Origin of the sequence: Pedobacter cryoconitis, from assembly GCF_014200605.1 — a bacterium.
Classification (GTDB): Bacteria; Bacteroidota; Bacteroidia; order Sphingobacteriales; family Sphingobacteriaceae; genus Pedobacter; species Pedobacter cryoconitis_B.
Window position 1 is genome coordinate 23,514 of sequence record NZ_JACHCE010000007.1, and the last position, 12,356, is coordinate 35,869.

13 protein-coding genes are annotated in these 12,356 nt (G+C 38.7%); 8 read left to right on the forward strand and 5 right to left on the reverse strand.

All coding sequences use genetic code 11. From position 1 onward, the window contains the following. Positions 1-26 precede the first annotated feature (26 nt). The 3 genes from HDE68_RS19105 to HDE68_RS19115 all read right to left on the reverse strand — a co-directional run bounded on the left by HDE68_RS19105 (position 27) and on the right by HDE68_RS19115 (position 1,504). Positions 27-602 (reverse strand): Crp/Fnr family transcriptional regulator, encoded by a 576-nt coding sequence (locus tag HDE68_RS19105; protein WP_183883838.1) that lies wholly within the window; start codon positions 600-602, stop codon positions 27-29. Between the two features lie 63 nt (positions 603-665). Next, on the reverse strand, positions 666-1,031 hold the full coding sequence (locus tag HDE68_RS19110) for a DUF2784 domain-containing protein (RefSeq protein WP_183883839.1): 366 nt from the start codon (positions 1,029-1,031) through the stop codon (positions 666-668). A gap of 11 nt (positions 1,032-1,042) precedes the next feature. Continuing rightward, positions 1,043-1,504 (reverse strand): GNAT family N-acetyltransferase, encoded by a 462-nt coding sequence (locus HDE68_RS19115; protein WP_183883840.1) that lies wholly within the window; start codon positions 1,502-1,504, stop codon positions 1,043-1,045. 78 nt (positions 1,505-1,582) lie between these two features. On the opposite strand from HDE68_RS19115, the gene HDE68_RS19120 reads away from it, so the two are divergent. Further along, a complete protein-coding gene (locus HDE68_RS19120) occupies positions 1,583-2,488 on the forward strand; it encodes an AraC family transcriptional regulator (protein ID WP_183883841.1) in 906 nt (301 codons plus the stop codon). Positions 2,489-2,628: 140 nt separating this feature from the next. Here HDE68_RS19120 and aqpZ read toward each other — a convergent pair whose 3' ends face one another. Together aqpZ and HDE68_RS19130 are read right to left on the reverse strand one after the other, a co-directional pair. Beyond that, positions 2,629-3,330 (reverse strand): aquaporin Z, encoded by a 702-nt coding sequence (gene aqpZ, locus HDE68_RS19125; RefSeq protein WP_183883842.1) that lies wholly within the window; start codon positions 3,328-3,330, stop codon positions 2,629-2,631. A 148-nt stretch (positions 3,331-3,478) separates the two neighbouring features. Continuing rightward, positions 3,479-3,937: a GNAT family N-acetyltransferase gene (locus HDE68_RS19130; protein ID WP_183883843.1), complete on the reverse strand. Its 459-nt coding sequence runs from the start codon at positions 3,935-3,937 to the stop codon at positions 3,479-3,481. Positions 3,938-4,091: 154 nt separating this feature from the next. On the opposite strand from HDE68_RS19130, the gene modA reads away from it, so the two are divergent. From modA to HDE68_RS19165, 7 genes are all read left to right on the forward strand, one after another. Then, a complete protein-coding gene (gene modA, locus HDE68_RS19135) occupies positions 4,092-4,904 on the forward strand; it encodes a molybdate ABC transporter substrate-binding protein (protein ID WP_221300817.1) in 813 nt (270 codons plus the stop codon). 15 nt (positions 4,905-4,919) lie between these two features. Further along, positions 4,920-5,591, forward strand: coding sequence for a molybdate ABC transporter permease subunit (gene modB, locus HDE68_RS19140; RefSeq protein ID WP_183883844.1), 672 nt, complete (start codon positions 4,920-4,922; stop codon positions 5,589-5,591). Beyond that, entirely contained in the window at positions 5,588-6,214 is a 627-nt protein-coding gene (locus tag HDE68_RS19145; RefSeq protein WP_183883845.1) for an ATP-binding cassette domain-containing protein, read from the forward strand. The genes modB and HDE68_RS19145 overlap by 4 nt, the downstream gene beginning before the upstream one ends. 11 nt (positions 6,215-6,225) lie before the next feature. Beyond that, positions 6,226-7,026, forward strand: a complete 801-nt coding sequence (gene map / locus HDE68_RS19150) for a type I methionyl aminopeptidase (RefSeq protein WP_183883846.1) — start codon at positions 6,226-6,228, stop codon at positions 7,024-7,026. 92 nt (positions 7,027-7,118) lie between these two features. Beyond that, a complete protein-coding gene (locus HDE68_RS19155) occupies positions 7,119-9,713 on the forward strand; it encodes a phosphatidylglycerol lysyltransferase domain-containing protein (protein WP_183883847.1) in 2,595 nt (864 codons plus the stop codon). An 8-nt stretch (positions 9,714-9,721) separates the two neighbouring features. After that, on the forward strand, positions 9,722-11,155 hold the full coding sequence (locus HDE68_RS19160; protein ID WP_183883848.1) for an AcvB/VirJ family lysyl-phosphatidylglycerol hydrolase: 1,434 nt from the start codon (positions 9,722-9,724) through the stop codon (positions 11,153-11,155). After that, entirely contained in the window at positions 11,155-12,345 is a 1,191-nt protein-coding gene (locus HDE68_RS19165) for an anhydro-N-acetylmuramic acid kinase (protein WP_183883849.1), read from the forward strand. Before HDE68_RS19160 ends, HDE68_RS19165 begins: the two co-directional genes overlap by 1 nt. Positions 12,346-12,356 lie beyond the last annotated feature (11 nt).

Genomic DNA, 12,356 nt, shown 5'->3' on the forward strand with positions numbered 1-12,356 from the left:
CTACTTGCCATAGGACAAGAAATAAACTATCTTTCTTTAACAATTTCCTTCCTGATCCTGCTTAAAGAGGTATCTGTAATACCCAGATAAGTGGCTATAAATTTTAAGGGTGCCTGTTGCAAAATCTGAGGGTGCTGCTCCTGTAATTTTTTATACCGGTCAATAGCAGAGTCGGTTATCATTGATACCGTACGTTGTTTAAGCTGGAACAGGCTTTCAGACATCCACAATCTGCCCCATTCATTGAAACCTTTGATCGCATGGTATAAAACCTGGAATTGATCAAGACCAATTACATAACATTTACAGTCTGTTAATGCCTGGATATACTCAACAGTAGGGATTTGATGAAAAAGAGAAATAACGTCTATAGCAATTTCATCTTTTCCGATAAACCCGGTAGTGATGTCATTTCCATTGAAGTCATAAACATAAGACCTGACCATGCCCTGCACAATGCAGGAATATGAGTTGGCTACCTGTCCTTTTTTGAGCAGATAATCACCCTTGTTTAGATTTACTGGCTGATGAGCTTCAAAAATAGTTTCAAGCTCAGATAGTGTTAATAACGGATGCTGATATATGGTTTGCAATGCTGGCATGAAAAAAATATAAAACAGGTTATTTCCTATATAAAGAGAAGTAAAAATTCTTATAACATGAAATTAACGGCTTTTTTTTATAAAATTCACATAGACTGTGATCATGATGGCAGTTGCAAAGCTGATTCCTGTAATCGCGTCAATCAGTGCAGAAGAGATAGGCTGTCCGGATATTTTGTCTGCATAATATTTGACGAAAGAATTTGGGAGATCGGTTTCGCCCAGGCTTTCTTTAATCTGCCATTGCCAGTCTGTAACCGGACAATAGCCCAGGCCATACCAGATACCCAGGATTAACCAGCAGCCTAAAGTCAATGCGACCACAATAAGATGTAGTTTTCTGGTGGAAGGCCATATCCAGCCCAATAGGTTAAACCCTATAATGACAAGATGCAGGAGCGTAAAAAAACAATCAAGCAGGTGGTACATTATTTAGCAGATTAGAAGAGACGTATCATCTCTTTTTGAAAACAAACACTGGTTTCGATCTCAGCATATTGCCCATAATTCGGTATCAGCACGTATCCGTTTTTTTTATAGAGTTTGATGGCATCCAACCGCTCTGTTCCTGTTTCCAGGATGCACTTTTGATAAGCCAGCTCAGTGGCCCATATTTCCAGTTCTGTTAAAATATTGCTGGCAATACCCTTACCCCGGTGGTTAGGTGAGGTATACATGCGCTTGATTTCCATCGTATTTGTGGCGTATTGCTTTATGGCACCGCAACCTATCGGCTGATCATCTTTGTAGACTACAACAACATGTTTTATCTTATCAATCTTATTGAATTGATCATAAAAAGAATGTGTTGAACTATTCTTTTCGGCAAGGTATTCATCAAGATGTTTCACCAGGTTAATGAAATCCTGGTTTTCAGAGTCGGTTCTTACTAGCTTGATCATTTTCAAATTCTTTGAAGAGGTGAATTTAAGAAAAGATTTTAATTATCTTTGTTCTTTGAAATATTCAATTCTTTTGTTATGTCGTCAGTAGAAACTCTTGGTGAGTATTATAAAAGAACAAATCAGATAGTTCCCTCAGATTTGTTAAATCCTAAAGGAAATTATAGTCACTTTAATGTTCAGCCAAGGCACTATTGTAATAAAGTAACACCGTATAACAGAAGAGATCATTATAAGATCTGCCTGAATATCGGGGCTGGCAGACTACGCTTTGCTGATAAAACCATAGAAATAGACCAGCCGGCACTTGTCTTATCGAACCCTTCGGTACTTTATTCCTGGGAATCTATTGTTGAAGAACAAAAAGGCTATTTGTGCCTGTTTAATGACTCTTTTATTTCAGCAGAATTAAAAAAAGGATTTGAACTGACCTGCCCGTTATTTAATCCTCTGCTGAGCCCTGTTTGTTTTTTAAATCAGGAGCAGACTGCACTGGTAAGCGGATATTATCAGCAAATGATCGATGAATTAAAAAGCGACTATGAATACAAATTTGACGTTATCAGAAGCTTACTTAAATTAATTATCCATCAGGGGATAAAGATTCAATCCGAATATAATGAGATTGCTCAAAAAGATGCTTCTGACCGGATAACACCAATGTTTATGGAATTGCTGGAACGTCAGTTTCCTGTAGATTCTCCTGGAAACCCCTTGAAAATAAAGAGCGCCTCAGAATTTGCAAGTCAATTGAATATCCATGTGAACCACCTCAATTATGTGGTCAAATCACATACTGGTAAAACGACCACACAAATGATCAGTAACAGGATTGTTGACGAGGCAAAGACATTGCTGAAAAATACAGATTGGGATGTTGCTGAAATTGGCTATTGTCTTGGATTTGACTATCCGGCGCATTTTAATAATTACTTCAAAAAACATACAGGGATAACACCTTCAATCTTTAAGTATAATTCGTAGCTATATTTGATTTACGTAATCTTTTCTTTAAAATTAGTTTCATCAGGTTAGAAATAAAAAAAAGCCTCATCGCTGAGGCTTTTTCAATTTAAAACTACGTACAAGGATGGCGTTAACTTATAATAACGCTGCAAATCTATCTAATTTCTTTCCAGCAGAAAACGCCAAACCACAGCACTCAGTATAGCGCCCAGAACGGGGGCAACAATGAATAACCACAATTGACTGACTGCTGTCCCGCCAACAATTAATGCAGGGCCGATACTTCTTGCCGGATTTACAGATACACCGGTTACTTTGATACCAACGATATGGATTAAAACTAAACTTAATCCGATGGCTAAACCAGCGAAACCACCGTTTATATTTTTTGTAGAAGTAGATCCAAAAATAACCATCAGGAATATAAAGGTGAATACAGTTTCTGCAACAAAACCAGAAATCACATTATAGTGACCTGGTGAGGCAGCATCATAACCATTTTGTCCTAACCCACTAAATACATAACCATCCTTACCTGAGGCAATAAGATATAAAATTCCAGCACCTGCTATCGCGCCCAGTACCTGAGCGATAATGTAAATAACAGCTTCACCGGCTTTCATACGGCCTGCGATTACCATACCAATGGAAATTGCCGGATTGATATGACAGCCTGAAATGTGACCAATGGCATAAGCCATTGCGACAACCGATAAACCAAAGGCAAAAGAGATACCAAGCAGACCAACACCGCTTGTACCATTATCACCGGCAATTACAGCACTGCCGCAGCCCATCAGGACCAGAACCAGTGTGCCGAAAAACTCGGCAGAGAATTTAGAAAAAGTAGTTGTTTCCATGTGAGGTTTAATTTAATTATAATTAACAGATGAATGATTTGGGTAGGTTAAAGAATATACCTATATAATATTAAGTATATTTTTCTGAAAATCAGACAAATAAATGACAATTTAAATGGAATCAACTCATGAATTAATCTATTTCCGGTTAAGGCGTATGTACGGGCCTGATCATGTCTACATGTAAAATGTTATCTTCTAAATATTCTTCTCCAACTACCACAAAACCAAATGATTCGTAAAATGACTTCAGGTATAACTGCGCACCGATTTTAATGGGTTTGTTTCCGTATAAACGGATACAGTTTGAAATCGCCAATAAAACCAGTTGTTTTCCGAAACCCTTTCCTCTGGCTGCAGCACTTGTCACTATTCTCCCTATCGATGGTTCTGTAAAAGATAAACCTGCAGGGACTATTCTGGCATAAGCCATCAGTTCTTTATTTTGATAAAGCATCAAATGCTGGCAGGACAGGTCTTTATTATCGGCATCCAGAAAAACACATTCCTGTTCAACCACAAAAATCTCACTTCTCAATCTTAGTATTGCGTAAAGTTCTTTCACTGTAAGCGATTCAAAAGGCTTACATATTTCAGTATATTCCATATTGTTTGATTAAAAAATAAGGGGGTCTATGATTAAAATTAAACAGGCCCTAAATAACGATTTTTATTTCTATTTGATTACTGGTTTAAACATGTTAATTTTGATTATCCGCCTTAACTGATAAATGGTTAGGGTATTACAGATCAAATAAGCCTTGAACTACAAGTCGTTAGCCACAATCAGCCACAATCAGTTTATCTTCAAATTCAGCTATCCCATAAAAAAAATCGTTTTACTAATTTTAGCAGTATGGGCTGTACTTCCTGCAATTGCACAGCCTGTCAGGGTTGCTGTTGCAGCGAATGCCCATTTTGTTCTTCGGAAATTAGCGGATGATTTTAAGAAAAAGACGGGGGTAGAAGTCGAAATCATTAGCGGATCATCCGGGAAATTGACTGCTCAGATCAAAAATGGCGCTCCATATGATGTGTTTTTATCAGCCGATATGGATTTTGCACAAAGTGTTTATACGGATGGTTTTGCCCTGTCAAAACCGCGGGTTTATGCCTTAGGCAGTTTGATTGTCTGCTCCACAACAGGGGCGGCTGTAGAAAACTGGAAAACTTTAATCCGGGATCAGAAAACAGGGAAAATTGCTATTGGTAACCCCACTTTAGCCCCTTATGGTAAAGCAGCAGCGCAGGCTTTGAATTATTATGGATTATATCATGAATTATCGTCCCGCCTGGTATTTGGAGAGAGTATCAGCCAGGTAAATACTTATGTGCTTAAAAAGGTTGTCAATATTGGGTTTACTACAGAATCTTTAGTTTATGAACTTTCTCCTGCAGATCAGTTCAAGTGGCAGAAAATAGATGTGAAAGCCTATGCGCCAATCCAGCAGGGAGCTGTATTATTGAAGTACGCGAAAAATAAGAATTTTGTGAATAATAAGAGATTTTATGATTATCTTTTCTCTGCTGGTGCGAAAGCTATTTTCGGTCAGTTTGGCTACAGAACCCTATAAAATTTAAAAGGATTAATGGAATGGACTCCAATATGGCTGAGCCTCAAACTCGCAGCCTGTACAACACTTATACTTTTTTTGATCGGTATTCCATTAGCTTACTGGCTTTCCAGGCGTCATTCGCTTGCAAAAGTAGTCATAGAGGCGATGCTAACTATGCCACTGGTTTTACCGCCATCGGTTTTAGGTTTTTATCTGCTGCTTACTTTTAGTCCGAACAGCTTATTAGGAAGCTGGCTGCATACGCATTTCAATATAAGCCTGGTTTTTTCTTTTGAAGGCCTGGTTGTAGCCTCTGTAATTTATAGTCTGCCTTTTATGGTGAGCCCGGTAAAATCTGCTTTGGCTCATTTACCAGTTTCACTTGCAGAAGCATCTTACACTATGGGTAAATCTAAACTGGAAACTTTTTACAGCATACAGCTCCCTAATATCAAATCGTCTTTATGGACAGCAACAGTATTGACTTTTGCCCATACATTGGGAGAGTTTGGTGTCGTTTTAATGATAGGAGGGAAACTTGACGGGGTGACTAAAGTAGCTTCTATTGCAATTTATGATGCGGTTGATAATAACCAGTATCACGAGGCTAACCTGTATTCTCTGGTTTTATTTGCGATCACTTTTGTCATTGTAATCCTGGTATTCATTTTTAACAGAAATTCAGCAAGAGGGCCATTAGAATGATTGAAGCTTCAATATATAAAAAGATAAAAACATATAAGGGAAATAGTCAGCTCATTGTGGATGCTCAGTTTCCAGCAGGATCAATAACCAGGCTTTATGGTTCTTCTGGTTCAGGAAAAACTACTTTTCTGAAAATACTGGCAGGGTTAATTACGCCCGAGAAAGGAGAAATCCATGTGAAAGGGGTTTGCTGGCTGGATACCCATAAGAAGATCAACTGGAAACCTCAGCAGCGCCGTGTAGGTTTTGTTTTTCAGGATTATGCTTTGTTTCCGAATATGACCGTGCAGGCGCATTTAGCTTATGCGACTACAGACCAGCAGCTGATTGAAAGATTGTTGCTTATTGGCAAAATGGAATCTTTCAGGCAGCATAAACCAGCGCATTTATCGGGTGGACAGCAGCAAAGACTTGCTATTCTGCGGGCAATGGCACTCAGACCGGAATTATTAATATTAGACGAAGCTTTTTCTGCGCTGGATGATGATCTGCGGGAAGCATTGATTATTGAACTAAAGATTATTTTAAAAGAATTCAGGACCACCACGATTATAGTCAGTCACCATTTACAGGAAACTGCCGGTTTTGCAGAGCGTACATTACAAATTGAACAGGAACATTAACCCAAAAGGAGATGATTGTATATAAAACAAATGAAGAAGTAGAGTTAATCCGTATAAGCGCTACGTTAATCAGCTCAGCCTTAGCCGAAATCGCTAAAGTGCTGAAACCAGGTATGACCACAATGGAGCTTGATAAACTCGCTGCCGAATATATTGCAGATCATGGGGCTATCCCTTCATTTCTTAATTATGAAGGTTATCCGCATCATATCTGTACCTCTGTAAATGATGTCGTTGTTCATGGTATGCCAAATGATAAACCATTGCGTGACGGAGATATTGTCACGGTAGATATAGGGGTCATCAAAAATGAATTTCATGGGGACCATGCCTATACTTTTATTTTAGGTGATGCACCGCAGGAAGTGATCGATCTGGTCAGGGTGACTAAAGAATGTCTTTATGAAGGTATTAATCATGCAGTGGCAGACAGTTATTTAAGTAATATCTCCAGTGCTATACAAAGACATGCAGAAAATAATGGTTATGGTGTAGTCAGAGAATATGTAGGACATGGCCTGGGCCGCTCTATGCACGAACATCCGCAGGTACCAAATTTTGGAAGAAGGAATGAGGGGATACTCATGAAAGAAAACCTGGTACTGGCCATTGAGCCTATGATAAACCTGGGGACGAAAGAGATCAAAGTATCTAAAGATGGCTGGATAATCAGTACGGCAGATGGAAAACCATCAGTACATTTTGAACATGATGTTTGTATTAAGCCCGGACATGCGCTGATTTTATCAAACTATGCACTGATAGAAATTGTTGAAAAAGCAAACATTAACCTCAATTCGACTTATTATTAAGCGATTAAGGTAATTCGGACTGTAAGTTCTTTAATCCATAGAAATGTCATACTTTTGCTACGTTCTTAGAAATCGAAAAAGAGTTAAGCTAAATGAAATTACCTGCACAATATAACCCGGTCCCTTTTATAAAGGATAATTATAAAATCATTGCCAGTTATATTTTTACGCTGTTTTTTATAGGTCTGGGCATCTGGTTTATTCAACATGAAAAAGCAGAGCTTCAACAGGTAAAACACCTGGTTCTTACCTCAAAATGGGATTGGATATCGCTGGGTATTTTACTCAGTGTGGTTTATATTTTTATGCATGGACTCATGTATAAATACTCCTTTAAGGCGGTGGGTAGCGAAGTTAATCTGTTAGATTCTACGATGTTATATTTGAAAAGGAATTTTGTCAGTGTGTTTTTGCCTGCTGGTGGAGTTTCTTCTCTTGCTTTTTTTAGTGGTTCTATTGAACAAAAAGGGGTTGCTAAATCCCAGATTAATTTTGCCTCCTCTATTTATGGATTTGTAGGCATCCTGTCGGTAGTGGTCATCGCTATCCCGGTATTTATTTATGCAATTTTCAAGGGCAGTATAGGCGCCGGAGAATGGATAGGGCTTATAGCTATTTTTGCATTAATAGGAGGTATCTATTTGATTTATAGATCTATTGCAAATAATGGTAAGTTTTATCAATTACTGGTGAAGTATATTCCTTCTGTAGAGGTATTCCTTTCTGAATTCAGAAATAATCAGATTGAACGTAAAAGTTTTATCTGGACCTTTATTTATAGTATGCTGATCGAAATCATAGGTGTGGTTCATATCTATATCGCAATGGTAGCGCTGAATATAGAACCATCTCTGATTATTGCTACGATCAGTTATGTAGTAGGTGTTGTATTTCTGATTATTTCTCCATTTTTAAGAGGATTAGGTGCTGTAGAAGCATCAATGACCTTTATGCTGATCCGTTTAGGGTATTCAGAAGCTGCTGCAGTATCCGTTACTTTCCTATACAGGTTTATGGAATTCTGGATTCCTATGTTATTAGGGGCATTGAGCTTCCTGGTCAGGATCAACAAATTACTGATGCGTATTGTGCCTGCACTGATGATCCTTGCTTTGGGTATTGTGAATATTGTATCTGTGCTTACCCCTGCAATTCACGAGAGGCTTGTATTCCTGAAAAATTTCCTGCCTATTTCTGCTATTGCAGCTTCAAATTATTTTGTACTGGTTGCAGGTTTATTTTTATTGGTTACCGCTGCATTCATGCTTAGAGGGCTGAAAATGGCCTGGTATTTTGCATTGGCACTCTGCGTTTTTTCTCTTTTTGGAAACCTGACCAAAGCATTTGATTACGAAGAAGCGCTTTATTCTGTCATTGTAATTATCGGATTAATTGCTTCCAGAAAGGAATATTATGTGAAGCATAATTCGCGTCTTCGTTTTATAGGTATCCAGACTACGCTGCTAAGTGTGGCAGCTGTAGTTTTATATGGTACGATTGGTTTCTATTTTCTGGATGCCAAACATTTCAATGTCGATTTTGGGATTTTTCAATCTATCAAATATACTTTAGAGAATTTTGTACTGATTGACAGTACAGATCTGGTTCCTCAGGATGCTTTTGCAAGAGGCTTTTTATATTCTATCAATATCAGTGGATTCTTGTCTGTAGCCTTCCTGGTGTATACTTTGATTCGTCCTTATATTATCAAAGATACTACTGATGAAGAAGAGTTTAAATGGGCAAGGACGCAGCTTGATCAATACGGTAATTCAGCAATGGATTATTTCAAGACTTACCAGGATAAGCTGATTTATCGTTCTCCTGAGCTGGAAGGCTTTATCTCTTACCGTATTGCAGGAAACTTTGCGGTTGTACTTGAATCGCCGGTAACGGCTCCTGAAAACTTAAAGGCATTTATTAAGTCATTTGATAAATACTGCTTTGAAAGCGGAATGAAAAGCTTTTATTACCGTGTAGCCGAAGAAAACCTGGAACCTTTTATTAAAAGTGGTAAAAAGAGATTGTTTTTAGGTCAGGAGGGAGTGGTTAATCTGACTACTTTCACTTTGGATGGAGGAAATAGAAAATCAATCCGCAATGCACTGAAAAAAGTAGGGGAAAAAGGATTTCACAGCAAAATATATGAAGCGCCGGTTAAGGATGGTTTATTACAGAAAATAAAATCTGTTTCTGATGAATGGCTGGAAGAAACAGAACGTGAAGAAATTGTTTTCTCTCAGGGGATGTTTGACTGGGAAGAGTTGAAAAACCAGACCATTATTACTGTTGAAAATTCTGAAGAGAAGATTGTTGCTTTCCTGAATGTAATTCCTGATTATGCCAAAGGTGAAGGGACTTATGATCTGATCAGAAAGACCAGTGATGCACCGAATGGTGTGATTGACTTTATTCTGGTTGAGCTGTTTAAATACCTGAAAGAGAAAGGCTACACTTCGGTTAACATAGGTTTTGCCCCTTTATCGGGTTTGAATGATCCAAAGAACCTTCCGGAACGCTCGCTGAAATTTGCCTATGAAAAAATTAAATCCTTTTCTCATTATAAAGGTCTGAGAGATGCAAAAGATAAATTCTCTCCGGTATGGCACAATAAATATCTTGTTTATGGTCAGGATTATGATCTGATCCAGGTTCCGGCAGTATTGGCAAAAGTTATTAAACCTTGATTAAGCAAATGAAAAGATTGATTCTGTTGATCGCAATGTTATTTTGTTTAGGCAAACCATCGTTTGCGGTAAATGTAGAAGCGTCTCTTCGTTACGGCCCTTTTGGTAAAATTACAGTCTATCAGCCTGTGAAGAAACCAATCTCAGTCGTACTTTTTGTTTCTGGTGATGGGGGATGGAAAGATGGCGTTATTGAGATGGCTCATATGCTGACCGGACAGGGCGCATTGGTATTAGGTATCGATGCGAGAGATTACAGGAAAGGTCTGGCCAAAAGAAAAACAGATTGTTATTATCCTGCTGCTGATTTTGAGCAGCTGAGTTTAATGATACAGAAGAAATACAAATTCAGTGATTATACTAAACCCATTCTTGTTGGTTATTCTTATGGGGCAACGCTGATCTATGGAATTTTGGCGCAGGCACCGGCCAATACCTTTAAAGGAGCGCTTGCATTGGGTTTTTGTCCTGATATTGAGTCGAAAAAGCCATTCTGTAAAGGAAGTGGATTAACACAGCATGTGTTGAAACCAGGTGTCTCTTTCTGGCTGGAAAGAAATGAGCATCTTACTGCGCCTTTTATCGTTCTAAACGGATTTAAGGATGAAGCCTGCCCTTATGCAGCTACGGCATCTTTCCTGAAAGATATGCCCATGGCCGAGCTGATCGATTTACCAAAAGTAGGTCACGGTTTTGCTGTCATTGCTGAATGGTCACCGCAGTTTATCGCTGCTTATCAGAAAATAATGGGTACACCTTCTTTTGCTGAACGTAAACAAGGTGAAAATAAAGAGTTGAAAACACAGGCGATTAAACTTTATGGTGAAGACCTGCCTTTAACGATCATTCCTGCAACTAAGAAAAATGATCTTCCTTTGGTATTGATGATTTCCGGAGATGGTGGATGGACAAGCTTTGATCAGTCTCTTGCCGAATCTCTTGCTGCAAGAGGTTTATCTGTAGTAGGCCTTGATGCGCAGAAATACTTTTGGGATGCCAGGACACCTGAAAAAACTACATCCGATTTAAGCAAGGCCATACTGCATTACAGGACTCAGCTGAATAAAGATAAATTTATATTAGCGGGTTATTCTTTTGGTGCATCTGTTGTTCCATTTGTCGCTAACAGATTGGAACCGGCCTTAAAATCACATCTTTCTGCTGTACTTTCACTATCTCCTGATGTCACAGCTGATTTTGAAATTCATGTCATGGATATGTTGAGTCTTGGTAATACGGAAGAGACTTATAATGTTCAGGCTGAAATGAAAAAGATAAAGAATGTACCGGTAATCAGCTTTTTTGGGAGTCAGGAAGATGGGGGTATTGCTGCAAAATTTATTAAAGCAGGTTTAAAGACAGAAATTATTCCAGGTGACCACCATTTTGGTGATAATTTCCAGGGACTGTCAATGGATCTTTTAAAAAGTATCCCGCAATAATGAATGCACAACTTGCCAGTTTAACCAGAATTGCCGCTGCACCATCCAGAATTATCATTGGATTAATGTCGGGTACCTCATTGGATGGTCTGGATATTGCACTTTGTGAATTCTCCGGTGCAGGTCTGGAAACTCAGGTTAAAGTACTGCATTTTGTGACCATGCCTTATACAGAGGATTTTAAGGAGGACCTGAAATCTGTGTCTTTCAAAACACAGGTGTCTTTGCAAAAAGTAACTTTATTAAATGCAGTTATAGGATCTTATTCGGCAGAATTAATTCTAAATGCGCTTAAAGAATGGGGGTATCCGGCAGCCTCAGTTGATCTGATTGCAAGTCATGGACAGACTATTTTTCATGCGCCAGTTTCTCTTCATCAGCAAAATGTGTATCCGAATGCTACGCTTCAAATCGGTGACGGTGATCATATTGCTGTGCAAACAGGAATTATAACGCTGAGTGATTTCAGGCAAAAACATATAGCTGCTGGTGGCGAAGGTGCTCCTTTAGCTGTTTACGGAGATTATTTATTATTCTCCAGTCCTGATGAAAACCGTATCCTGCTTAATATAGGTGGGATATCAAACTTTACTTATTTACCGGGAGGAAGAAATCCTGATCAGGTATTTTCAACAGATATCGGGCCTGGAAATACTTTGATGGATCAGTTTGTACAAAGAAATTATCCGGGTAAATATTACGATCAGGATGCCGCGATTGCAAAAGCTGGTAAGCCCAGCCGGGCTTTGGTAAAGGCTTTAGCGGATCATCCTTTTTTTAAACAACCTTTCCCGAGAACTACAGGTCCTGAATTGTTTAATCTTGACTATTTACAGCAGGCTCAGCTCAATTCTGGTCAGGAATCACTTTCAAAAGAAGATATTCTTGCCTCTTTAAATGAATTTACTGCTTATAGTATTGTGACTGCAATTCAGCAATCAATTCATGACCAGTCTTTCCAGGTCTATTTAAGCGGAGGAGGAATGCATAACCCACTTCTTGTACAAAAAATCAGTGAAGGGTTAGGTTTTCCGCTAAAAAATACGGAGGAATTGGGAATAGACCCTGACGCTAAAGAAGCCGTACTTTTTGCCCTGCTTGCAAATGAATGTGTTGCTGGCGGACAAACTGATTTTGGGCGGCGCAGGGGAGTACCCAGCGTAACTATGGGAAAAATCAGTCTGCCTTAATATCAGGGTAT